The organism is Flavobacterium urocaniciphilum, from assembly GCF_900110615.1.
GTDB lineage: Bacteria > Bacteroidota > Bacteroidia > Flavobacteriales > Flavobacteriaceae > Flavobacterium > Flavobacterium urocaniciphilum.
The window spans coordinates 310,607-333,136 of the sequence record NZ_FOEI01000001.1; the positions used below are offsets into that span (position 1 = coordinate 310,607).

25 protein-coding genes and 3 tRNA genes are annotated in these 22,530 nt (G+C 29.5%); 17 read left to right on the top strand and 11 right to left on the bottom strand.

The annotated features are described in order from the left end of the window. Nucleotides 1–57: 57 nt before the first annotated feature. The 12 genes from BMY86_RS01475 (at nt 58) to BMY86_RS01530 (ending at nt 11,275) form a co-directional block, all read left to right on the top strand. On the top strand, nt 58–519 hold the full coding sequence (locus BMY86_RS01475) for a DUF4442 domain-containing protein (RefSeq protein ID WP_091464233.1): 462 nt from the start codon (nt 58–60) through the stop codon (nt 517–519). An 83-nt stretch (nt 520–602) separates the two neighbouring features. Beyond that, a complete protein-coding gene (locus BMY86_RS01480) occupies nt 603–1,508 on the top strand; it encodes a TIGR01777 family oxidoreductase (RefSeq protein WP_091464237.1) in 906 nt (301 codons plus the stop codon). Nucleotides 1,509–1,712: 204 nt separating this feature from the next. Next, on the top strand, nt 1,713–2,252 hold the full coding sequence (locus BMY86_RS01485; RefSeq protein WP_091464240.1) for a nucleotide exchange factor GrpE: 540 nt from the start codon (nt 1,713–1,715) through the stop codon (nt 2,250–2,252). Between the two features lie 48 nt (nt 2,253–2,300). Further along, nucleotides 2,301–3,416 carry a molecular chaperone DnaJ gene (gene dnaJ, locus BMY86_RS01490; protein WP_091464243.1) on the top strand — a complete coding sequence of 372 codons (1,116 nt, stop codon included), beginning with the start codon at nt 2,301–2,303 and terminating at the stop codon, nt 3,414–3,416. Between the two features lie 166 nt (nt 3,417–3,582). After that, complete coding sequence (locus BMY86_RS01495) at nt 3,583–4,503, top strand: ABC transporter ATP-binding protein (RefSeq protein ID WP_091465550.1); 921 nt, start codon at nt 3,583–3,585, stop codon at nt 4,501–4,503. A gap of 56 nt (nt 4,504–4,559) precedes the next feature. Then, complete coding sequence (locus tag BMY86_RS01500; protein WP_091464246.1) at nt 4,560–5,876, top strand: ABC transporter permease; 1,317 nt, start codon at nt 4,560–4,562, stop codon at nt 5,874–5,876. Nucleotides 5,877–5,914: 38 nt separating this feature from the next. Next, nucleotides 5,915–6,316: a hypothetical protein gene (locus tag BMY86_RS01505; RefSeq protein ID WP_091464248.1), complete on the top strand. Its 402-nt coding sequence runs from the start codon at nt 5,915–5,917 to the stop codon at nt 6,314–6,316. Nucleotides 6,317–6,359: 43 nt separating this feature from the next. Continuing rightward, nucleotides 6,360–6,776 carry a hypothetical protein gene (locus tag BMY86_RS01510; protein WP_091464250.1) on the top strand — a complete coding sequence of 139 codons (417 nt, stop codon included), beginning with the start codon at nt 6,360–6,362 and terminating at the stop codon, nt 6,774–6,776. After that, on the top strand, nt 6,769–7,932 hold the full coding sequence (locus BMY86_RS01515; RefSeq protein ID WP_091464253.1) for a sigma-54-dependent transcriptional regulator: 1,164 nt from the start codon (nt 6,769–6,771) through the stop codon (nt 7,930–7,932). The genes BMY86_RS01510 and BMY86_RS01515 overlap by 8 nt, the downstream gene beginning before the upstream one ends. A gap of 142 nt (nt 7,933–8,074) precedes the next feature. Continuing rightward, nucleotides 8,075–8,689: a DEAD/DEAH box helicase gene (locus BMY86_RS01520; protein WP_091464256.1), complete on the top strand. Its 615-nt coding sequence runs from the start codon at nt 8,075–8,077 to the stop codon at nt 8,687–8,689. A gap of 10 nt (nt 8,690–8,699) precedes the next feature. Beyond that, nucleotides 8,700–9,518: an alpha/beta hydrolase gene (locus BMY86_RS01525; protein WP_091464260.1), complete on the top strand. Its 819-nt coding sequence runs from the start codon at nt 8,700–8,702 to the stop codon at nt 9,516–9,518. Nucleotides 9,519–9,640: 122 nt separating this feature from the next. Next, nucleotides 9,641–11,275: an ABC-F family ATP-binding cassette domain-containing protein gene (locus BMY86_RS01530; protein ID WP_091464263.1), complete on the top strand. Its 1,635-nt coding sequence runs from the start codon at nt 9,641–9,643 to the stop codon at nt 11,273–11,275. A gap of 64 nt (nt 11,276–11,339) precedes the next feature. Here BMY86_RS01530 and BMY86_RS01535 read toward each other — a convergent pair whose 3' ends face one another. The 7 genes from BMY86_RS01535 to BMY86_RS01565 form a co-directional block, all read right to left on the bottom strand. Further along, complete coding sequence (locus BMY86_RS01535) at nt 11,340–11,786, bottom strand: sterol desaturase family protein (protein WP_091464265.1); 447 nt, start codon at nt 11,784–11,786, stop codon at nt 11,340–11,342. Between the two features lie 87 nt (nt 11,787–11,873). Next, nucleotides 11,874–12,713: a phytoene/squalene synthase family protein gene (locus BMY86_RS01540; protein WP_091464268.1), complete on the bottom strand. Its 840-nt coding sequence runs from the start codon at nt 12,711–12,713 to the stop codon at nt 11,874–11,876. A gap of 1 nt (nt 12,714) precedes the next feature. Next, complete coding sequence (locus BMY86_RS01545) at nt 12,715–14,175, bottom strand: phytoene desaturase family protein (RefSeq protein ID WP_091464273.1); 1,461 nt, start codon at nt 14,173–14,175, stop codon at nt 12,715–12,717. Between the two features lie 43 nt (nt 14,176–14,218). Continuing rightward, a complete protein-coding gene (locus BMY86_RS01550) occupies nt 14,219–15,118 on the bottom strand; it encodes a MerR family transcriptional regulator (protein WP_091464276.1) in 900 nt (299 codons plus the stop codon). Between the two features lie 83 nt (nt 15,119–15,201). After that, nucleotides 15,202–15,283, bottom strand: a tRNA-Leu gene (locus BMY86_RS01555). A gap of 40 nt (nt 15,284–15,323) precedes the next feature. Continuing rightward, nucleotides 15,324–15,396, bottom strand: a tRNA-Lys gene (locus BMY86_RS01560). Between the two features lie 36 nt (nt 15,397–15,432). Further along, nucleotides 15,433–15,505 (bottom strand) — tRNA-Lys (locus BMY86_RS01565). Between the two features lie 324 nt (nt 15,506–15,829). Between BMY86_RS01565 and BMY86_RS01570 the strand changes: the two genes are divergently transcribed. Further along, on the top strand, nt 15,830–16,348 hold the full coding sequence (locus BMY86_RS01570) for a shikimate kinase (RefSeq protein WP_091464280.1): 519 nt from the start codon (nt 15,830–15,832) through the stop codon (nt 16,346–16,348). On the opposite strand, the gene BMY86_RS01575 is transcribed toward BMY86_RS01570, so the two are convergent. The 3 genes from BMY86_RS01575 to BMY86_RS01585 are packed head-to-tail and all read right to left on the bottom strand — an operon-like array spanning nt 16,340 to nt 17,789. Next, complete coding sequence (locus tag BMY86_RS01575; protein ID WP_091464283.1) at nt 16,340–16,834, bottom strand: phosphoribosyltransferase family protein; 495 nt, start codon at nt 16,832–16,834, stop codon at nt 16,340–16,342. The two genes, BMY86_RS01570 and BMY86_RS01575, sit on opposite strands and share 9 nt — an antisense overlap. Before the next feature lie 6 nt (nt 16,835–16,840). After that, nucleotides 16,841–17,425 carry a class I SAM-dependent methyltransferase gene (locus tag BMY86_RS01580; RefSeq protein ID WP_091464285.1) on the bottom strand — a complete coding sequence of 195 codons (585 nt, stop codon included), beginning with the start codon at nt 17,423–17,425 and terminating at the stop codon, nt 16,841–16,843. Then, a complete protein-coding gene (locus BMY86_RS01585; protein WP_091464288.1) occupies nt 17,406–17,789 on the bottom strand; it encodes an RNA-binding S4 domain-containing protein in 384 nt (127 codons plus the stop codon). The genes BMY86_RS01580 and BMY86_RS01585 overlap by 20 nt, the downstream gene beginning before the upstream one ends. A gap of 85 nt (nt 17,790–17,874) precedes the next feature. Between BMY86_RS01585 and BMY86_RS01590 the strand changes: the two genes are divergently transcribed. The 4 genes from BMY86_RS01590 to BMY86_RS01605 all read left to right on the top strand — a co-directional run bounded on the left by BMY86_RS01590 (nt 17,875) and on the right by BMY86_RS01605 (nt 21,718). Next, entirely contained in the window at nt 17,875–18,780 is a 906-nt protein-coding gene (locus BMY86_RS01590; RefSeq protein WP_091464291.1) for an FKBP-type peptidyl-prolyl cis-trans isomerase, read from the top strand. 76 nt (nt 18,781–18,856) lie between these two features. Next, a complete protein-coding gene (locus BMY86_RS01595; RefSeq protein WP_091464293.1) occupies nt 18,857–19,672 on the top strand; it encodes a 2,3,4,5-tetrahydropyridine-2,6-dicarboxylate N-succinyltransferase in 816 nt (271 codons plus the stop codon). A 4-nt stretch (nt 19,673–19,676) separates the two neighbouring features. Continuing rightward, a complete protein-coding gene (locus tag BMY86_RS01600; RefSeq protein ID WP_091464296.1) occupies nt 19,677–20,651 on the top strand; it encodes a glycosyltransferase family 2 protein in 975 nt (324 codons plus the stop codon). 5 nt (nt 20,652–20,656) lie between these two features. Further along, nucleotides 20,657–21,718 (top strand): glycosyltransferase family 9 protein, encoded by a 1,062-nt coding sequence (locus BMY86_RS01605; protein WP_245745582.1) that lies wholly within the window; start codon nt 20,657–20,659, stop codon nt 21,716–21,718. Here BMY86_RS01605 and BMY86_RS01610 read toward each other — a convergent pair. Then, complete coding sequence (locus BMY86_RS01610) at nt 21,702–22,523, bottom strand: glycosyltransferase family 2 protein (RefSeq protein ID WP_317040089.1); 822 nt, start codon at nt 22,521–22,523, stop codon at nt 21,702–21,704. The genes BMY86_RS01605 and BMY86_RS01610 overlap by 17 nt on opposite strands. Nucleotides 22,524–22,530 lie beyond the last annotated feature (7 nt).

Sequence of the window (22,530 nt, forward strand, 5' to 3'; positions counted from 1 at the left end):
AAAAATAGTATGAACGCATAGTATTTTTTCTTATTTTTACAAAAAATACCTTTAATTATGGAGTTTACACCAGCAAAGCTTAATGCTTTTATGTTTTTTAAATTACCTTCTGCTTATTGGAGTGGTGTTAGAGTAAAAACTATATCTTCAACAATTTGTCAAACCACTGTGAAATATAAATGGTTCAATCAGAATCCTTTTAAATCGATGTATTTTGCGGTTCAAGCTATGGCTGCAGAATTTACAACAGGAGCTTTGGTGATGTTTCAAATTAAGCAAAGTGGAAAAAATATTTCAATGTTAGTGGCTCAAAACAAAGCTGTTTTTACCAAAAAAGCTACTGGAAGAATTACTTTTACTTGTAATCAAGGTGATTTAATTGCTTCAGTAATTCAAAAAGCAATTGAAACCAATGAAGGTCAAACAGTATGGTTAACATCAATTGGTGTAAATGAAAATGGTGAGCAAGTTTCAGAAATGCAATTTGAATGGACGATAAAAGCAAGAAGTAATAAATAGTTGTTAATGTTCGTTAATCTTAGTTAATGTTTAAAAGAACCTTACTAAGTTATTGTAAATTTATACTTTAAATAAAATTTCAAATGAATATTCTAATAACAGGTGCTACAGGTTTGGTGGGGAAAAAGTTAGTAGCAACACTTCGTAAAGAACATCATGTTGTACATTATTTAACTACTTCCAAATCTAAACTTCTAGAGAAAAAAAATTATAAAGGATTTTATTGGAATCCAATTTCAGGTGAAATTGATACAGCTGCCTTTCAAGATGTTGAAGTAATTATACATTTGGCGGGTGCTTCTATTTCTAAAAAATGGACAAAATCATATAAGAAAGAAATTTTTGAAAGTAGAATCAATGGTGCCAATTTAATTTTTAATACGTTAAATCAAATTCCACATACTGTAAAACGATTTGTATCTGCATCTGCAATTGGTATTTATCCAAACGATTTACATCAAGTATATTCTGAAACGAATTCAAGTATAGACGATTCTTTTTTAGGTGAAGTGACTCAAGCTTGGGAAATGAGTGCACATCAATTTAAAAATTTAAATATTGCCGTTACTATTGTAAGAATTGGAGTAGTTTTAGCTAAAGAATCAGGTGCTTTAGTTGAAATGGCTAAACCAATAAGATATGGTTTTGGGTCAGCATTAGGCACAGGAAATCAATTTGTTTCGTGGATTCATATTGACGATTTGGTGGCGCTTTTTAAATATGTTTTAGATAAAAATTTGCATGGAATTTATAATGCTGTTTCTCCATATCCTGTAACCAATAAAGAACTTACTGTAGCAATAGCAAAAACACTACATAAACCTCTTTTTTTACCCAAAGTTCCAGTAATTGTTTTGAAATTAATGCTTGGCGAAATGCATATAATTATAGTTAATGGTCAATGTGTAAGTTGTAGAAAAATTTTAGATACTGGATTTCAATTCAATTATGCTTCCTTAGAAAAAGCCTTGGTTAATTTACTACAATAAAAAAAGTGCTACACTTTAATTTGTATAGCACTTCTCTTGTTTATTATAACTTAAAGATGAAACAAAAATTATTTGCTTCTTCAAATTTAGTTATTTCCAGCTTGTTAAATCTTAAAAAAATATTAAAATTTAGTCTGACAATGTGTCATTTTTAAAAATATGGCAATACTTTTGCATTCACAAATAAAATTAAAATAAATAGTCATGAGTAAAGAAAATACTGAAAATATCGAAAAAGAGATCATTCAGGATGAAAATGCGGTAGAAAACCAAGAAATAGAACAAGTAGAATTGTCAGTAGAAGAACAATTGCAAGAACAATTAACTCAAGAAAAAGATAAATTTTTAAGATTATTTGCAGAGTTCGAAAATTATAAAAAAAGAACATCAAAAGAAAGAATAGAATTATTTAAAACTGCTGGACAAGAAGTTTTACAATCAATGTTGCCTGTTTTAGATGATTTCGATAGAGGGTGGGCTCAAATTTCTCAATCGGATGATGAAGCTTTAGTTAAAGGAGTTGAATTAATTCATGAAAAATTAAAATCGACTTTAGTTTCTAAAGGTTTAGAAGTGGTTGATATTAAAGCTGGTGACGAATTTAATGCAGATTTTGCAGAAGCCATTACACAAATTCCAGCGCCTTCTCCTGAATTGAAAGGAAAAATAGTTGATGTAATTGAAAAAGGTTATAAATTAGGAGATAAAATTATTCGTTTCCCAAAAGTAATTTTAGGGAATTAATCATACATTTTGTCATACTGAGCGAGTCGAAGTATTTAATAAAAAAACATGAAAAAAGATTTTTACGAAATTTTAGGCGTTAGCAAAAGTGCTTCTCCAGAAGAAATTAAAAAAGCATACCGAAAAAAAGCAATTCAATACCACCCTGATAAAAACCCAGGTGATAAAGAAGCTGAAGAAAACTTTAAATTATGTGCAGAAGCATATGAAGTTTTAAGTGATGCTGACAAAAAAGCACGATATGATCAATATGGTCACCAAGCATTTGAAAATGGTGGTTATGGTGGTCATCATATGAATATGGATGATATTTTCAGTCAATTTGGAGATATTTTCGGTAGTGCATTTGGTGGCGGAGGCTTTGGTGGATTCAATGGTGGCGGAGGTCAACGCAGAATGAAAGGAAGTAACTTACGTATTAAAGTCAAATTAACTTTAGAAGAAGTTGCAAATGGTGTAGAGAAAAAAGTTAAAGTTAAACGTAAAGTACAAGCTGTAGGAGTAACTTATAAAACATGTTCTACTTGTAATGGTAGTGGGCAAGTAATGCGTGTTACTAATACTATATTAGGTCGTATGCAAACGGCTTCAACTTGTCCAACTTGTCATGGTTCGGGTCAAATATTAGATCATAAACCTTCAAATGCTGATAGTCAAGGTATGATTACTGAAGACGATACAGTATCAATCAAAATTCCTGCTGGAGTTGTAGATGGAATGCAATTAAAAGTACAAGGAAAAGGTAATGATGCTCCAGGTAAAAACAGTATTCCTGGTGATTTAATTGTAGCCATTGAAGAAGTTGAACACGAATTTTTAAAGCGTGAAGGTGAAAATCTTCATTTTGATTTATACATCAGTTTCCCAGAAGCAGCTTTAGGAGTTTCAAAAGAAATTGAAACCGTTAATGGTAAAGTGCGTATTAAATTAGAAGAAGGTATCCAATCTGGTAAAATTCTTCGCTTAAAAGGAAAAGGTATTCCAAGTTTAAATAGTTATGGAAATGGTGATTTACTGGTTCATGTAAACGTTTGGACACCTAAAACATTGAATAAAGAACAAAAACAGTTTTTTGAGAAAATGATTGGAGATGAAAACTTTACTCCAAGCCCAGAAAAGTCGGATAAGTCATTTTTTGAAAAAGTAAAAGATATGTTTTCGTAACTAAAAAATATTTTATACATTTGATAATCACTTTATTAAAAGGAGTGATTTCTTTTTCATAGCAATTTTTCCCATCCTAATTTTTAAATTAAAAGTAAGGATGGGATTTATTTTTGTAACAAAAGCCTTATCTTTAACACTAATTACAACAAAGAAATACGTTATAATGAATAATATATTAGAAGTAAAAAATGTAGTGAAACAATACGGCGATTATACTGCGCTAAATGCTGTTTCATTAAATGTTCCTGAAGGTAGTATTTATGGTTTATTAGGTCCGAATGGTGCCGGTAAAACTTCCTTAATTCGAATCATCAATCAAATTACTTTACCAGACGCTGGAGAAATCATTTTAAATGGCGAAAAATTAAATCCAAATCATATTTCTATGATTGGTTATATGCCAGAAGAACGTGGTTTGTACAAATCAATGAAAGTTGGTGAGCAATGTTTGTATTTAGCGCAATTGAAAGGCATGAGCAAACAAGAAGCCAAAAAGCAATTGAAATATTGGTTCGAAAAGTTTGAAATTTCTACTTGGTGGGATAAAAAACTACAAGAGCTTTCTAAAGGTATGGCGCAAAAAGTGCAATTCATTGTTACGGTTTTACACAATCCGAAATTGTTAATTCTAGATGAGCCATTTTCTGGATTCGATCCTGTAAATGCCAATTTAATTAAAGATGAAATTATTGAATTGAATAAAAACGGAACTTCAATCATTTTCTCTACACACCGAATGGAAAGTGTGGAAGAAATGTGTGATTACATTGCGTTAATTCATAAATCAAATAAATTAATTGAAGGTAAACTGGAAGATGTTAAACGCGAATACAGAACGAATACATTTCAAGTAGGAGTGATGACGCAAAACATTGAAGGATTAATGTATCAATTGACTCAAAAATTTACCATTGGACAAACAGATTTTAAATCATTAAACGACGATTTAAAATTAGAAGTTCAATTAGGAAATCATACTACAAATGATTTGCTTTCAGTTTTAACTCAAAACGGACAAGTAACTCATTTCGCTGAGAAAATTCCAAGTGTAAACGATATTTTTATTCAAACAGTTTCGAAATAATAACTAAATGAGAAACACGTAAAAGTGTTTTCTACTATACAATATACATTCAAAATATGAACAAATTATTATTAATCGTACAAAGAGAATTTATTGCCAAAGTGCGCAACAAATCTTTTATAGTGATGACGTTTTTAAGTCCGCTAATTTTCTTAGGAATGTCTTTTCTTATTGGATATTTAGCTAGTATCAATAAAGATGAAGCAACTAAAATTGCAGTTTACGATCAAGGTAATGTTTTAAAAGGAAGTTTAAAATCTAATAAAGAAACGGCTTATACAGATTTATCAGCTTTGCCTTTTAATGTAGCAAAAGATACAGCAAGTAAAAGCTATGAAGGATTGTTGTTTGTTCCTAAAACAGCAAGTGTTCAAGATTTAAAAGAGAAAGTTGAATACATTTCAGATGAAAGTGCAAGTGCTGAATTTATTTTTGATATAGAGGAAGTAGTTGATTCTATTTTAACTCAAGATAATTTGCAAGCTAATAATTTAGACATTGCTAAAATTGAAAAAGCAAAAGTGGAATCATCTTTAAAATTAAGTAAATATTCTGGAGATGTTAGTTTGAAAGGAATTAACGAAATTAAAATCGGATTAGGTTTCCTTTTTGGATATTTAATTATGATGTTCATTATCATCTATGGAAATTTTGTTATGCGAAGTGTTATTGAAGAAAAAACAAATAGAATTATTGAAATTGTAATTTCTTCCGTAAAACCATTCCAATTAATGATGGGTAAAATTATTGGTAATTCATTAGCTGGAATTTTACAATTTGCTATTTGGGCAATTGTTGGTATTTCTATTTTCTTAGTGGCAACCACTTTTTTCGGAGCAGAAACAGCAGCAAGCTCTATGTCGAAAGCCAATCCAGAAGCTATGAAATTAGCTGCTCAAAATAGTGGATTTATGACGAAATTGCCATTGTATCTAAATGAGTTTAGAAATTTACCAATTGCAACAATTATAATTTCTTTCATTTTTTATTTTATTGGTGGCTATTTTTTATACAGTTCATTATATGCAGCAATTGGTGCAGCAGTAGACAATGAAACGGATTCTCAACAATTTTTGTTGCCAATCATAATGCCGTTAATGTTAGGAGTTTATATTGGATTTTTCACGGTTGCAAACGATCCTCATGGAAATATTGCTACCATTTTCTCCATGATTCCTTTTACATCGCCTATTGTAATGCTAATGCGAATTCCATTTGGAGTTCCAGTTTGGCAAATAATTGTCTCTTTAATCTTACTTTTTGGTACGTTTATTGCTGTAGTTTGGTTCGCCAGCAAAATCTACCGAGTGGGAATTTTAATGTACGGTAAAAAGCCAACTTGGAAAGAATTGTATAAATGGTTGAAGTATTAATTTTTCATATAACAACAAATTAAACTATCATCTTTACAATGAAAAGAATTTTTACATCCCTATTTTTGTTAATTTTAACTATCTGCCTTGATTCATGTTATGGACTTTCTGCTAATGAAATATTTACAAATTTGAATGATTCAAAAGAAATCAATTGTCAAACTTTACCTGAAAATGTTGAATTGGTTTTTGAATCGGAAACCATTCCATTTAATTATGAAAAAATTGGTTTAATTGAAGTTCAAGGAAATCAATATTCTAATGAAAAGGAAATTATTTTGAAGCTTAAAAATTTAGCAAAAAGCAAATGTTGTGATGCAATAATTGGTGTTAAGAAGAATTATTTAACTAGAGAAAGTGGTGTTATGTTTGAAAAAGATCCACCAACAGTATATAGTACAATATCGTTTAACGGTATTGCTGTGAGAAAAATAAAATAATTTTAATTTTGTTTTTATAAATTTATATTAACTAAATGTATTTATGTCTGAATTAAATCTATATTTTGTTGGATTAGTCCTTTTGATTTTTAGTAATTGGTATTCAAGATATACTGTGCAAAATGCAGTAACTTTGTTAGATGACAATAAAAAAGTTGAACTCATTAATTTATTTCAAAAAGAAAATAAGTTTAATGGATTAACTGTAATTGCATTAATGATTGTGTTTTTTGTTTTAATTCAGTTAAAATTCATTCCAATATTATATTTGATGATTGGAATTTTTACGTTGTTAATTACAAAAATAGTATACACTTATAAAATTAAATTGGGTAAACTAAAAGCAAATAATTTTCCAATAGAATACATTAAAAAATTTAATTTAGCATCCTATATTCAAATAGGTGGATTTTTAGTATTCTCTATTTTATCAATATTAATGATAGCTATTTATGCCTAAAATATTAATCATAGAAGATGAAGCGCCAATCCGTCGCGTTTTAAATAAAATATTATCAGAAGAAAGCGATACGTATTTGGTTCAAGAAGCTGAAGATGGATTGCAAGGTGTTGAATTGGTTAAAAATGAAGATTTCGATTTAATTTTATGTGACATCAAAATGCCTAAAATGGACGGTGTGGAAGTTTTAGAAGCCATCAAAAAAATTAAACCTGAAATTCCAATGGTAATGATTTCTGGTCATGGCGACTTAGAAACCGCAGTAAATACAATGCGTTTAGGTGCTTTCGATTATATTTCAAAACCACCAGATTTAAACAGATTGTTAAATACGGTTCGAAATGCGTTAGATAGAAAACAACTGGTTGTAGAAAATAAAATTCTAAAGAAAAAAGTTTCTAAAAACTACGAAATGATTGGCGAGAGCGAAGCGATTTCTCATATCAAAGGTATGATTGAAAAAGTTGCTCAAACCGATGCAAGAGTTTTAATTACAGGTCCAAATGGAACAGGAAAAGAATTAGTTGCACATCAATTACATGAAAACAGTAATCGTTCTTCGAATCCAATTATTGAAGTAAACTGTGCCGCAATTCCATCAGAATTAATAGAAAGTGAATTATTCGGACACGTAAAAGGTGCTTTTACATCTGCAGTGAAAGATAGAGCAGGGAAGTTTGAAGCGGCTCATGGAGGAACAATTTTCTTAGATGAAATTGGAGATATGAGTTTACCAGCTCAAGCAAAAGTTTTACGTGCTTTACAAGAAAATTTAATTCAACGTGTAGGTGCTGATAAAGATATTAAAGTCGATGTTCGTGTTATCGCTGCAACCAATAAAGACTTGAAAAAAGAAATTGAAGAAGGTCGTTTTCGTGAAGATTTATACCATCGTTTAGCGGTTATTTTAATTAAAGTTCCAGCTTTAAATGACAGACGCGACGATATTCCAATGCTAATTGAACACTTTGCCGCTAAAATTTCTGAAGAACAAGGAAATGCTAAAAAAACGTTTTCAAAAGCAGCCATCAAATTATTACAAGAATACGATTGGACAGGAAACATTCGTGAACTAAGAAACGTAGTAGAGCGTTTAATTATTCTTGGAAACAATGAAATTTCGGAATCAGATGTAAATTTATTTGCGTCTAAGTAGTTTGTTATTTCGCAAAGTCACACAAAATATTTCACAGAGACTCACAAAATAGGTGAGTCTTTTTTGTTATATAAATTTTGATAAAAATTCTTTGTGTATCTTTGCTGTCACTTTGAGGAACTCTGTGTAATATTAAATAAAAATGCAATTAAAAAAAATAAACCCACATTTACAGGAAGCATTAATCGAAAATGGTTTAACAGAAGCCAATGAAATGCAACAAGAAACATTTTCAACTATAAAAAGTGGTGCAGATGCGGTTATACAATCGGATAGAAAATCTGGGAAATCAACAACTATTGCTTTAAATGTAATTCAACGTTTGGATAAACCATTTATGGAATCGCCAAGAGCTCTGATTATTGTTGAAACAAAAGAAAAAGTGTTGCAAATGGTAGACATTTTTAAAGATTTAAATAGATACAATAAATTACGTGTTTATGGTGTGCATGATAGAGGTGATTTAGATTGGGATAAAAATCAAATTTCTTTAGGTATAGATGTTTTGATTGGTACAGCTACACGTTTAGATGAAATGTTTTCAACAGCAGGTTTCGATGTGAACCAATTAAAAATGGTAGTTGTGGATGATGCAGATATTTTGTTCAAACTTCGTATGGATGCTAAAGTAAATCGTCTTTCTGATAGTATTGGAAAAACACAACGTTTAATTTTTTGTAACAAAATTACCGAAAGAGTAGAAGCTGTTGCCGATAGAATAATGATTGAACCACTTTTCTTCGAGATGGAAGAATAAATCAATCATAATGAAAAAATATAAAAGACAATTCGTTTTACAATTTAAAATTTTGTTTTCCATTATTGGAAGTTTATATCTTATCATTATTAGTTTATTATATTTCAACCAAGAATCTTTGTTTTTCCATGCTAATAAATTAGACAAAAATCATCAATTTACTTTTTTAGAAAAACATGAAGAAGTTACCATTAAAACTTCAGACAAGATTAATCTTCATGGACTTTTATTCAAAGCAGAAAATTCAAAAGGATTAGTTTTTTATTTGCACGGAAATGCTGGAAATGTTGATGAATGGGGAAATATTGCAGAGAATTATACCCATTTAGGTTATGATATTTTTATTTTAGATTATCGTGGATTTGGAAAAAGCGAAGGTGAAATTTCAAGTGAAGAACAATTGTTTTCAGATATTTCTTCAGCGTACAATCAATTGAAAAAACAATACAAAGAAGAAAATATTATTATCACAGGTTATTCCATTGGTTCCGGAATGGCTGCTTATTTGGCCTCTAAAAATAATCCAAAATCACTTATTCTTCAAGCACCATATTATTGTTTGGAAGATTTAGCAACTGAAAAATTTCCAATTGTTCCTAATTTTGTTGTGAAATATAAAATCCCAACTTTTAAATATCTTAAAAAAATAAAATCACCAATTTTTATTTTTCATGGTTATGACGATGTAGTAATTCCATATGAAAATTCATTAAAACTTAAATCCATTTTTAAACCAATTGATAAATTAGTTTCTTTAGAAAAACAAGGACATTTAGGAATAAACGATAATGAACAATTCCTTTTCGAATTGAAAAGAATATTGAATTAACATTTACTTTTCATTAATGAATGGATAATTGTCAAATCGACTAATTATTCTATCTTTGCACCTTTAAAATTAAAGGAGTTTTGGTCTTCTGACTTCTAACTTCTACTTCTAACTTTATAATAATGATTACAGTAAACGATATCGCCGTAGAATTCGGTGGAACAACACTTTTTAGCGAAGTAACTTTTGCCATAAATGAAAATGATAAAATTGCCTTAATGGGTAAAAATGGAGCTGGAAAATCAACTTTATTGAAAATTGTTGCTGGTGAAAATAAACCCACTCGTGGTGGAATTTCTGCGCCGAGTGATGCTGTAATTGCTTATTTGCCTCAGCATTTATTGCATTCGGATGATTGTACTGTAATGGAAGAAACATCAAAAGCTTTTGCTGAAGTGTTGAATATGAAGAAAGAAATTGACGATATCAACGAGCAATTAACGGTTCGTACAGATTATGAAAGTGACGAGTACATGAAGTTAATCGAGCGAGTTTCGGAACTTTCTGAAAAGTTTTATTCAATTGAAGAAATTAATTATGAAGCGGAAGTTGAAAAAGTTTTAAAAGGTTTAGGTTTTGAACGTGAAGACTTTACAAGAAAAACTTCTGAGTTTTCTGGAGGTTGGAGAATGCGTATCGAGTTAGCGAAAATTCTTTTGAAAAAACCGGATTTAATTTTATTGGATGAGCCAACGAATCACTTGGATATGGAAAGTATTCAGTGGTTAGAAGATTTCTTGGTGAACCAAGCAAAAGCGGTTATGGTAATTTCTCACGATAGAGCTTTTGTTGATAGCATTACAAATCGTACAATTGAAGTTACGATGGGAAGAATTTACGATTATAAAGCCAAATATTCTGATTATTTAGAATTAAGAAAAGATAGAAGAATTCACCAACAAAAAGCATACGACGAACAGCAAAAATTCATTGCGGATAATCAAGCGTTTATTGAACGATTTAGAGGTACTTTCTCTAAAACAGAACAAGTACAATCGCGTGTTCGTATGTTAGAAAAATTAGTTTTAGTAGAAGTGGATGAAGTAGATACTTCTGCTTTAAAATTAAAATTCCCGCCTTCACCACGTTCTGGACAATATCCTGTTGTGGTGGAAGATTTAACAAAAAAATATGGTGATCACGTTGTTTTCAATAATGCAAATTTGGTTATCGAACGCGGTCAGAAAGTAGCTTTCGTTGGTAAAAATGGTGAAGGTAAATCGACGATGATTAAAGCAATCATGAAAGAAATTGACTATGATGGTGGTAAATTAGAAATCGGACATAATTCGCAAATCGGTTATTTCGCACAAAATCAGGCTTCTTTATTGGATGGAGAAATCACGATTTTTGATACTATAGATCAAATTGCTGTTGGGGATGTACGTACGAAAATTAAAGATTTATTAGGTGCTTTCATGTTTAAAGGTGACGATATTCAAAAGAAAGTAAAAGTGCTTTCTGGTGGAGAAAAAACACGTTTAGCCATGATCAAATTATTATTAGAACCGGTAAATGTTTTAATTCTGGATGAGCCTACAAATCACTTAGATATGAAAACAAAAGACATCATTAAAGATGCATTACGTGATTTCGATGGAACGTTAATTTTAGTTTCTCACGACCGTGATTTCTTAGATGGTTTAGCAGAAAAAGTATTCGAATTTGGAAACAAACGTGTGAAAGAACATTTTGAAGATATCAAAGGTTTCCTAGCGCACAAGAAAATGGAAAGTTTAAAAGAAATTGAGAAATAGTAATTAGTGAATAGTCATTAGTGAATAGTGAATAGAATAAAAAAAGCTCCAATAGGAGCTTTTTTTATGCGTTTTTGTAATGTTTATAGGGAAATAAAAGCATTCCGAAACATTCTCCTTTGTCTTTTCCTAAATGTTTATGATGCATTTTGTGAGCTCTTCTAAGTGCTCTTGCATATTTGTTATTCGCGTTTCTGAACAATTTAAAACGTTGGTGAATGAAAATATCATGCACTAAGAAATAAGTTAATCCGTAAGCGAAAATTCCTAATCCAATAGCTAATCCTATTTCTAAAATTTTATATTGCCATAAAAGGAAAAATCCAATACTAATTACAGCATAAAAAATAAAGAAAGTATCATTTCTTTCAAACCAAGAATCGTGGTCTTTTTTATGATGATCAGCATGCAAACTCCATAAAAATCCATGCATAACGTATTTATGAGTAAACCAAGCCATAAATTCCATTATGAAAAAAGTTAATATGAAAACGATTATATATAACCACATAGTTTTTGTTTTTAAATCTAAATTTCAATTCGTAATTCTGTCACACTGAGCTTGTCAAAGTGATAACTCGAAAATCGTAATTAATTTCTACAGTAAATTTAGTCTATATTTTACATAACAACGAGCTAGAAGTTCAAATTTTTGATAATCAGGAACTCTAATTCTAGTGTTTTTAATTTCTGCAGAAGGCGTAGCTTTTAATTTGTTTAAAAGTCTTTTATAGTATCTATAAGCGGTATAAACGCCAAACTTAGCTTCTAATGGCAAATGTAAAATTCCTTCGTAAGCCATTTTAAAATCATTTTCAATATCATCAATGATTTCTTGTTTAGAAGTTTCTGTTAATTTAGATAAATCGGTATTTGGGAAATACGTTCTATTTAAATCTTCATAATCGGCTTTTAAATCTCTTAGGAAATTGACTTTTTGGAAAGCCGAACCTAATTTCATGGCAGAATCTTTTAGTTCGTTATATTTATTTTCATCACCATTTACAAAAACAGTTAAACACATTAATCCAACTACATCGGCACTTCCATAAATATATTCGTGATATTCTTGAGTAGTTTTGTATTCTGATTTAACTAAATCCAATTTCATACTCTTCATAAATGCATCAATCAAATCTTGTTTGATGATGTATTTGTGAACTGTATGTTGAAAAGAATTAAGTATCGGGTTCAAACTAATTTTATTTGAAATTGCATCTGCTAATTCTTTTTCGAATTTATCAAAAAGTTCTTCTTTATTGTAATCATGAAAACTGTCTACAATCTCATCTGCAAAGCGGACAAAACCATAAATATTATAAATATCTTGTCTGATAGATGGAGCTAACATTTTCACAGCAGCCGAAAACGAAGTGCTGTATGCCTTGGTAACTTTTTCACTACAAGCGAAAGAAACGATGTCGAATAATGCCTTCATTTTATTGATATTTTTTTATTAATTGTGAAACTAATTTTCCTGAAATTAATGCAGGAGGAACTCCTGGTCCTGGAACTGTTAATTGTCCAGTAAAATATAAATTTTGAACTTTCTTGCTTTTTAATTTTGGTCTTAAAAAAGCAGTTTGTAATAATGTATTTGCTAATCCGTATGCGTTTCCTTTGTATGAGTTGTATGCTGATTTAAAATCATTTACACAAAATGATTCCTTAAATATAATATTTTTTCTTACATTTTGATTGGTTATTTTTTCAAAACGTGTAAGAATTTTTTCAAAATAGACTTCTCTTAATTCTGGAGTGTCTTCTAAATCTGGCGCTAAAGGAATTAAAAATATTCCGGCTTCTTTTCCTATTGGTGCAGCTGATTCATCCGTTTTTGAAGGGAAACTCGCATAAAATAACGGTTCTGTTGGCCATTTTGCAGTATCGTATATTTCTTTTGCGTGAAGTCCGAAATCAGTGTCGAAAAACAAAGTATGATGTTCAACATTTTCTATTTTCTTATCAAATCCTACATAAAATAATAGGGAAGAAGGTGCAAAGGTTTTTTTATTCCAAAATTGTTCAGAATATTGACGCTCTTTTTCTTGTAATAAAGTTTCTGTAAAATGATAATCGGCACCCGATAAAATAACGTCTGCTAAATGCTTTTTCCCATTAGAGATAATTCCAATTGCTTTATTGTTTTCGGTAATTATTTGTTCAACATTTTCATTTGTTACAATGTTAACTCCTAATTCTAAAGCTAATTGCTCCATTCCTTGAACTACTGAATACATTCCGTTTTTTGGATGCCAAGTTCCTAAACCGAAATCGGCATAATTCATAAAACTATAAAAAGAGGGTGTGTTACTTGGTTTGGCTCCTAAAAAAAGAACAGGAAATTCAAGTGTTTGTATCAGTTTTTGATTTTTAAATTTCTTTCTAACATCATTAGAAATAGTGCTAAAAAACTGATTGACTCTTTTGGCAGTTTCAAGTGTTATAAGTTCTGTAATACTTTCTCCTGGTCGGTACACTAAATCTTTTATGGCAATTTCATAATTATCTCTAGCTTCTTCAATAAACGATTTTAGTTTTTTACCACTTCCAGTTTCAATTTGCTCAAAAGTGTCAATAATATCATTTAAATTATCTGAAATAAGAATGGAATCATTTATATCAAAATAAACTTGATAAGCAGGTGAGAGCTTAATTAACTCATAATAATCAGATGGTTTTTTGTTAAAATCAGAAAAGAATCGTTCAAAAACATCTGGCATCCAATACCAAGTCGGACCAATATCAAATGTAAATCCTTCTTTTTTTAATTGTCTAGCTCTTCCACCAATTGTGCTGTTTTTTTCAAATATGGTTACGTTATTTCCTTCTTTAGCTAAATAACATGCTGCAGCTAACGATGAAAACCCTGATCCAATTATGTTTATTTTTTTTGACATCTGAATATTTTGTTTAACAAAAATAATAAAATATTAAACAAAATTACAATAAGTCGACAAAATCTTTTGGGTTTTTGTAAATTTTTATATTCTCACTTAATAAATTTGGATGTATTAATTCTGTTTTTCTACCTAATACAACTAATTCATTTTCGTTTTCATGGAGTAATTCTTTACTGACTTGTTTGATGTAATTATTTACTTCGTCATTTTCAGGTGCGACAGTTAAATAAGTTACAAATGTTATTTTATTAAAATGACGATTTAAATCTAACAAGCTATCAAATGGTAAACTGCTTCCTAAATAAATAGAATGATAACCTTTGGCTGAAATTTGTTGATGTAGAAATAATAAACCTATTTCATGTATTTCATTAAAAGGCAAGTATAAAACAAATGTTTTTTCAGAATTAATCTTTGAGTTATTTAAATTGTTTTCTATCTGAATTAATATTTTCTGTTTTATTAAATTAGAAATAAAATGTTCGTGAGCAGGAGTAATGGTATTAGTTGCCCATAATGTTCCTATTTCTTCTAATAAAGGAATAAACGTTTCAAAAAACACAACATTAAAATCCTTTGTTGAAATTAATTCATTGTATGTTTTTAAAAATAAACTTTGATCAAAATTAAGCATAGCCATTTTAAAGGCACTTATTACATGATTGTTTATTGTTTTTTCATTTTGAATTTTCAAAACGAACTGTTCAATTTCTTGAATGCTTAAAGTTGATATTTTGGAAATTTTATATCCGAATTTTGTTAAAAGAACTACGTTTAATAACTTTTGAAGATTTTGAATGTCATACATTCTGATATTCGTATCACTTCGCATAGGTTCTAAAAGATTGTATCTTTTTTCCCAAATACGAATCGTATGAGCTTTAATTCCTGAAAGATTTTCTAAATCTTTTATGTTAAAGGTAGATTTTATATTGTTCATCTTTTCTTGTAAATGATTAAACAAATTTACAAAAAAATAAATATGAAATAGATGAATGTAAAAAGAAGTTAGGAAAGTTAAAGTGACCATGATCAGATTCGAACTGACACGCTTTGCAGCACCACCCCCTCAAGATGGCGAGTCTACCAATTTCTCCACATGGCCATAAACAAAAAAAAGTTAAGCGAAATGCTTAACTTTTTTGTGACCCGGCTGGGATTCGAACCCAGGACCCCTACATTAAAAGTGTAATGCTCTACCAGCTGAGCTACCGAGTCGGTTGCATATAAGTGAAATAAACTAGAAAAAATTTGTGACCCGGCTGGGATTCGAACCCAGGACCCCTACATTAAAAGTGTAATGCTCTACCAGCTGAGCTACCGAGTCTTAATTTATTTCCTTATTGCGGGTGCAAATATAAGACGATTTATTTATTATACAATAAAAATTTAGGGTATTTTTTGTATTTTTTTTTAGTTCGACTTTATTCTTTTTAAAATCAATAGTTTAGGAGTTTTAGTAATAAATTGAATCTTTAAAGAATGTAACTTAAAATGTAATTTGTAGTCTATTTTTTTATTATAAGTATAAAGAAAAAGGAATGTTATTTATCTAAAAAATCATTTTAGATCTAGTTTTTTTAAAAATAAATTAAAATTTGAAAAAAGCGACATTAGATTTTGACTTATATTTGAAGTAAATTATTGAAATATGAAAATTGTACTATTAGGTTATATGGGTTCAGGAAAAAGTGCTATAGGGAAATATTTAGCAGAAAAATTGAATTATGAATTTGTAGATCTGGATGTTTATATTTCTAATAAACTAAATATGTCTATAGTTTCTATTTTTGAAACAAGAGGAGAATTGTATTTCCGTAAATTAGAACATCAGTTCTTACAAGAAATATTAAATACAGAAGATAAGTTTGTCCTTTCTTTAGGCGGAGGTACTCCGTGTTACTATAATAACTATGAATATTATTATGGTAAAAAAGACATTTCTTCTTTTTACTTAAAAGCTTCAATTGCTACTTTATTTGATAGATTGATACACGATAAAGCCAATCGTCCATTAATAAATACATTCTCAGACGAAGAATTAAAGGAATTTATCGCTAAGCATTTATTTGAAAGAAATGAATTTTACACAAAAGCCGATCATGTAATAGATGTTAATGATAAATCTATTACTAGTATTTCAGAAGAAATTCTGAGTATTTTAGCTTAAATACACATAAGAATTATTCTCTTCAAAAATTACTTGAACATGTTCTTGTAATGAAGTAGAAAGAGAAAGTCCTTTAAAGTCAGCTTTTACAGGGTATTTTTTATGATTTCGATCAATTAAAACGGCAGTTTTGAATTTACTTAAAGGGACATTTAAAAAATGCTTTATAGCGTAAATTAAAGTAGCGCCAGAATTTAAAACATCATCTACTAAAACTAAATTTTTTCCACTGTAATCTTCTGATGATAAAGAAGTAATGATATCATCAGATGGATTTTGCTTATTAATTTTAACTTCACAAATATTAACTTTTATATCACTTATTTGTTCTAATTGATTGGCTAATTTTTGTGCAAAAACAAAACCACTATTTGAAATTCCTGCAATAACTAACTCAGATTCATTGGCAAATGTTTCATAAATTTGATACGCAATTCGTTTCGTTTTATGTTCTATTTCTTGGTGTGTTAAAATAATATTTTGCATGTTGTGTTATTTTTTTTCAAATGTAAAAAACAATTCTCTATTGGCACGAGGTTTTATTGAATTATATGCTTTTTCTAATGTTTTAATCGTGAATTTTTCCGAAAATAAGTTAAAATATTCTTCTTTACTTCCTCCAAAAGGTGGCCCTTCTTCAGTTAAAGGGAAATCAAATAGTAATCCCGCAAGTTTACCTTTTTTATTAAGTAAATTATGCATGTGAGTAACATAGTTTTGTCTTAATTGAGGATCTAATGCGCAGAAAAAAGTTTGCTCAATAATTAAATCATATTTTGTTTCGTGATTAAAAAAATCATCATGAATTAAATGTTTTTGATAATCTGGATTTCTTTTTGAAATATTTTTAAGAGGTTGTTCTGCAATATCAATTACGAAAGTGTTTAAAAACCCTTTCTCAATTAAATAATCTAATTCATAGGCATTGCCTGCTCCAGGAATTAAAATTTTAATGGATTTATCTTCTAATTGATCAAAATATTCTTTTAATGGATAGGAGATTTTTCCAATATCCCAACCAGTTTCATTAGACGTCCATCTATTTTGCCAATATTCTTTATTCAAAAAAGTCTTCATCACTTACAGTATAATCGTCAATATCTCTTCTGTCTTTTTTTGTAGGTCTACCAGTTCCTCTTGCTCTATAATGCTCTTTTGCCAATTTTAACATTTCTAAATGCTCAAAAGCTTCAGCTGGAGTTTCATCTTTTCTATAAATATCAACCAATTTTGCACCAACACGATTTTGTGGGATATCTAATACTTTTATGATGTAGTTGATTTGATCTTTTCTTAAAGTAATTTTATCCATTGGAAATACTTCTCTAGAAGCCTTTGCTGTTTGTTCATTTACTGAAACATGACCCTTTTTTATAGCATCAGCAGCTAGTCCTCGAGTTTTAAAATATCTCGTACACCACAAATATTTGTCAATTCGCATAAAATTTAAAAATCAATGTTAATATTTGTACAAAAATAAATGAAAATCGTATCTTGCGCTCACATTTATTATAAAATTATTTAAAATGAAATTTTCAAGCAAATTATTACTTTTATTACCTTTTATATTTTTAATGGTAGGTTGTCCAAAGGATGATTCACCAACACAAGAACCTGCTAGAGATTATTTAGAAGTATATAATGAAGATATTGCTGAAATTGAAGATTTCATGGATACTCATTTCATGACTGTTGATGGTGATTATAATGTTTCTTTTACTGAAATAACTCCAAGTACACCAGGAACTGCAATTTCAGATCGATCAGATTTAGATTTTAAAATCGTAAATAAAAACGGTGTCGATCACAAATTATATTTTATAAAGTTAAGAGAAGGAATTGGTGAAAACCCAACTAAATTAGATTCTGTATTTACTTCATATAAAGGTTTTAAAACAGATTTAACTTCATTCGATACAGCGCCAAACCCAATTTGGTTACAATTACAAGATGTAATTAAGGGATGGCAAGAATTGTTTCCGGAATTTAAATCAGGTACTTCAACAACAAATATGACTACTGGTATTACAACATATAATGATTATGGTGCAGGTGTTATGTTTGTTCCTTCAGGATTAGGGTATTTTAATGTAGCGCCAACATCAATAGGTGGATATACTCCTATTATATTCAATTTTAAATTGATGAACGTAAGATATAAAGATCATGATGGTGATAAAATATTATCAAAAGAAGAATATTTAGGAACCGGTTTAGTTTCTGGGACTGCTATAGATACTGATGGTGATGGAAATCCAGATTATGCGGACGTAGATGATGATGCAGATGGTGTAATTACTAAGAAAGAATTGAGAGATAGAAATCTAATTACACCTATTCCTAAAGATGCTAAAGGATATTATATTTATTCGAGTATACCAACTTGTGGGTCAGGTAATAAGTTACATTTAAATCCTTCTTGTCAACAATAAGTTAAATCCCGATATAATCGGGATTTTTTTTTGTTAAAAAAAAGATGTTACTTTATCTTTGCTAAAAATTTTTCAAATGACACAATTACAAGAAATTATTGAAAATGCGTGGGAAAACCGCGAATTATTACAGGAAAACACAACACAAAATGCAATTAGAGAAGTTGTTGAGTTATTAGATAACGGAAAATTACGTGTTGCTGAGCCTACTGAAAATGGATGGCAAGTGAACGAATGGGTGAAGAAAGCTGTAGTAATGTATTTCCCAATTCAAAAAATGGAAACATTAGAAGCTGGCATTTTCGAATATCATGATAAAATTCCATTGAAAAGAAATTTTGCTGAAAAAGGAATTCGTGTAGTACCAAATGCTGTTGCTCGTCATGGAGCTTATATTTCTAAAGGTGTAATTATGATGCCTTCTTATGTAAATATTGGTGCTTATGTAGATGAAGGAACTATGGTTGATACATGGGCTACTGTTGGTAGTTGTGCTCAAATTGGTAAAGATGTACATTTAAGTGGTGGTGTAGGAATAGGTGGCGTTTTAGAACCTTTACAAGCAGCTCCAGTTATTGTTGAAGATGGTGCTTTTATCGGATCACGTTGTATTGTTGTTGAAGGTGTAAGAGTGGAAAAAGAAGCGGTATTAGGTGCTAATGTATGTTTAACTGCTTCAACTAAAATTATTGATGTAACAGGTGACGAACCAATCGAATATAAAGGTGTGGTTCCTGCACGTTCAGTAGTTATTCCTGGAACGTATGCTAAAAAATTTGCCGCTGGTGAATATCAAGTTCCATGTGCATTAATTATTGGTAAACGTAAACCATCAACTGATTTAAAAACATCATTAAATGATGCTTTAAGAGAATATAACGTTGCAGTATAAGTAAGTGAATAAATTATCCATAATAATTGTAAACTATAAAGGATGGAATGCTCTAGAAGAATGTTTAGATTCTCTAGAGCATATTCGTTCTGAAAAGTTATCGTTAGAAGTTATTGTGGTAGATAATTGTTCGAATGATGGAAAATTTGAAATTTTTCAAGCAAAACATTCCAACTTCAATTTTATTTTAAATTCTGGAAACTATGGTTTTGCTAATGGTTGTAATCTTGGTGCTGTAAATGCAACTTCAGATTATTACTTGTTTTTAAATCCAGATACCAAAGTCAATCAAGTTGATTTAGAAAATTATTTTCAATCCTATTTAAATCATCCTGAAATTGCCTTACTTTCTTGTTTGCAAATCGATGAACAAGGAAAATATTATAAACAACAAAATTTATTTCCAACTTTTGTTACTTTCTTCGGAATTCCAAGAGCAATTTATAAGAAGCTTTTTAAGGCTAAAATTCATTCTACAATTAATAATAATGATGAGTTTTTGTATCCTGATTGGGTTACTGGCGCTGTCATTTTAATTAGTAAATCGTGGTTTGATAAAGTACAAGGCTGGAACGAAGATTTTTGGATGTACATGGAAGATGTCGATTTGTGTAAAAGAGTATTCGATAATGGAGGAAAAGTTGCGGTTTTAAAATCGGCGATTATTTTTCATAAACATGGCGGCGCTTCTCGAATTAATGTAACTACAAAAGCCTTAACGAAAACAGAAGTGTTGATTTCTAAACATGTTTATATTTCGAATAATTTTACTAAAATCACTGGTTTTTTTCTACACATTAGATTGATTTTTGGTGTGATTTTAGAGAAATTACTATTGACATTACTTTCATTACCTTTATTCTTTATCAAAAAGCTACAAGTAAATCGACTAATTTTTAAAAATTATTTGACTTATTTATTTAGTGTTATTTTAAATCAATCGTTTATTAGTCCACGTTCCGTAAATTTTAAAAAATAAATTGCATGAAGATTTTAGTGATTCAACAAAAAATGATTGGTGACGTTTTAGTAAGTTCTATTTTATGTGAAAACTTAAGATTGGCATATCCTAACGCTCAAATCGATTATTTGATTTATGATTCAACTAAAACGGTTGTTGATGGTGCAACATTTATTGATAATTTAATTCTGTTTACAGAAAAACAAAGAAATTCAAAACTAGAATTATTCAAGTTTATTTTAAAAATTCGAAAAGCGAAATACGATGTAATTATCGATCCGTATTCGAAATTAGAAAGTTGGTTATTAGTTTATTTTTCTGGTGCAAAAAGAACCATTTCTTTCGAGAAAAAAGGAAGAAATTTCATTTATACGGATGTTGTAAAACGCAGAGAAGATTATACTTCTAATTTAGGTTTGATTATTGAACAACGATTGGCTTTATTAGAACCACTTAATGTTGAGAAAAAAGTAACTTTTCCAACTATACACGTTAGTGATTCAGAAAAAGAATTTGCTAAAAATGTTTTTCAAAAACACAATATTGATGCTACTAGAAAAACTGTAATGGTGAGCATTATTGGAAGTGAAATGAGTAAAACGTATCCGTTGCATTATATGGCTAAAGTCATTGATTTTATTGCCGATTCTAGTAATGTAAACATACTTTTCAATTATATTCCGAAGCAAATTGAAGATGCTAAAGTGATTTATAACGGTTGTTCAACATCAACCAAACAGAAAATTTATTTTGATGTTATTGGTGGTTCCATTCGTGAGTTTATTGCTATTATGAATCAGTGCGACATAATTATTGGAAACGATGGTGGAGCCATAAACATGGCAAAAGCATTACAAAAGCCTTCATTTGTTATTTTTTCACCTTGGATTGACAAACGTGGTTGGTCTTTAAATGAAGACGGAAAGATGCATATTTCTTTTCATTTAAATGAATTGAAACCAGAATTGTTTACAAATAAAACTTGGAAAATGATTAAGGAGGAAAATGATGAGTTGTATGCCGAGTTTAAACCAGAATTAATTCAAAATCAACTTAAAGACTTTTTAACTAGACATATTGGTTAATACCATTTTCCGTTTTAATTATCTTATTTTTGATATTAAATTCTCTAATTTTTAGATTTTTATTCCATTCTTCTTGATTGAAATAACCTCGTTCATGATCCAAATGAATACATATTGCCGAATATCTAATTTGCTTGGATAAAATCCCTAAATTAAATAATCGTTCACCAATTTCTCTATCTAAACCACCGTATTGCATATCTTCATTAAATCCATTTACAGCTATTAAATCTTCTTTGTAACAAGACGTATTATGACCGTTAAAGGTTTTTTTGGTAGGTGTAATCCAATTCATAAAGGAATTAAATAAACTAAAACGAATCAATTTAGTTAATTTAAAATTTTTATTGACACCATTTTTTGCCAACCAAAATGGATTGAAACAATTTCCAGACTGAATATCCGCATCTGTAATTAATTTGGAAGTATTTAAAGGTAATTTGAAATATCCACCCGACAAGAAATATCCTTTTTCTTTAAATTTTAAATGTTTGGAAATAAAATCTTTTCTTGGAATACAATCACCATCGGTAAATAATAAATATTTTGAGTTTGCTTTTACAATGGCTTTATTTAGAATTTTACATTTTTGAAAGCCATTATCTTCTTGCCAAACATGTACAATTGGATAAGAGAATTTGTCTTGAAATGAAGTAATTAATTGTGCTGTTTTTTCGGTAGAACCGTCATCTGCAATTACAATTTCAAAATCCTTTTCAGTTTGATTGCAATAGCCAATAAGTACTTTTCGCAGCCAATTTTCAGAATTGTAGGTGGTAATAATTACAGAAATTTTCATTAACATGTATAAA

Bases quoted from the DNA above. Each gene is read 5' to 3' on its own strand.
- BMY86_RS01545 (WP_091464273.1), bottom strand. From the start codon at position 14,175: ATGTCAAAAAAAATAAACATAATTGGATCAGGGTTTTCATCGTTAGCT.
- BMY86_RS01535 (WP_091464265.1), bottom strand. From the start codon at position 11,786: ATGTGGTTATATATAATCGTTTTCATATTAACTTTTTTCATAATGGAA.
- BMY86_RS01580 (WP_091464285.1), bottom strand. From the start codon at position 17,425: ATGAAGACTTTTTTGAATAAAGAATATTGGCAAAATAGATGGACGTCT.
- BMY86_RS01480 (WP_091464237.1), top strand. From the start codon at position 603: ATGAATATTCTAATAACAGGTGCTACAGGTTTGGTGGGGAAAAAGTTA.
- BMY86_RS01485 (WP_091464240.1), top strand. From the start codon at position 1,713: ATGAGTAAAGAAAATACTGAAAATATCGAAAAAGAGATCATTCAGGAT.
- BMY86_RS01515 (WP_091464253.1), top strand. From the start codon at position 6,769: ATGCCTAAAATATTAATCATAGAAGATGAAGCGCCAATCCGTCGCGTT.
- BMY86_RS01550 (WP_091464276.1), bottom strand. From the start codon at position 15,118: ATGAACAATATAAAATCTACCTTTAACATAAAAGATTTAGAAAATCTT.
- BMY86_RS01610 (WP_317040089.1), bottom strand. From the start codon at position 22,523: ATGTTAATGAAAATTTCTGTAATTATTACCACCTACAATTCTGAAAAT.
- BMY86_RS01510 (WP_091464250.1), top strand. From the start codon at position 6,360: ATGTCTGAATTAAATCTATATTTTGTTGGATTAGTCCTTTTGATTTTT.
- BMY86_RS01575 (WP_091464283.1), bottom strand. From the start codon at position 16,834: ATGCAAAATATTATTTTAACACACCAAGAAATAGAACATAAAACGAAA.
- BMY86_RS01530 (WP_091464263.1), top strand. From the start codon at position 9,641: ATGATTACAGTAAACGATATCGCCGTAGAATTCGGTGGAACAACACTT.
- dnaJ (WP_091464243.1), top strand. From the start codon at position 2,301: ATGAAAAAAGATTTTTACGAAATTTTAGGCGTTAGCAAAAGTGCTTCT.
- BMY86_RS01595 (WP_091464293.1), top strand. From the start codon at position 18,857: ATGACACAATTACAAGAAATTATTGAAAATGCGTGGGAAAACCGCGAA.
- BMY86_RS01525 (WP_091464260.1), top strand. From the start codon at position 8,700: ATGAAAAAATATAAAAGACAATTCGTTTTACAATTTAAAATTTTGTTT.
- BMY86_RS01605 (WP_245745582.1), top strand. From the start codon at position 20,657: ATGAAGATTTTAGTGATTCAACAAAAAATGATTGGTGACGTTTTAGTA.
- BMY86_RS01475 (WP_091464233.1), top strand. From the start codon at position 58: ATGGAGTTTACACCAGCAAAGCTTAATGCTTTTATGTTTTTTAAATTA.
- BMY86_RS01495 (WP_091465550.1), top strand. From the start codon at position 3,583: ATGAATAATATATTAGAAGTAAAAAATGTAGTGAAACAATACGGCGAT.
- BMY86_RS01505 (WP_091464248.1), top strand. From the start codon at position 5,915: ATGAAAAGAATTTTTACATCCCTATTTTTGTTAATTTTAACTATCTGC.
- BMY86_RS01500 (WP_091464246.1), top strand. From the start codon at position 4,560: ATGAACAAATTATTATTAATCGTACAAAGAGAATTTATTGCCAAAGTG.
- BMY86_RS01570 (WP_091464280.1), top strand. From the start codon at position 15,830: ATGAAAATTGTACTATTAGGTTATATGGGTTCAGGAAAAAGTGCTATA.
- BMY86_RS01520 (WP_091464256.1), top strand. From the start codon at position 8,075: ATGCAATTAAAAAAAATAAACCCACATTTACAGGAAGCATTAATCGAA.
- BMY86_RS01585 (WP_091464288.1), bottom strand. From the start codon at position 17,789: ATGCGAATTGACAAATATTTGTGGTGTACGAGATATTTTAAAACTCGA.
- BMY86_RS01540 (WP_091464268.1), bottom strand. From the start codon at position 12,713: ATGAAGGCATTATTCGACATCGTTTCTTTCGCTTGTAGTGAAAAAGTT.
- BMY86_RS01590 (WP_091464291.1), top strand. From the start codon at position 17,875: ATGAAATTTTCAAGCAAATTATTACTTTTATTACCTTTTATATTTTTA.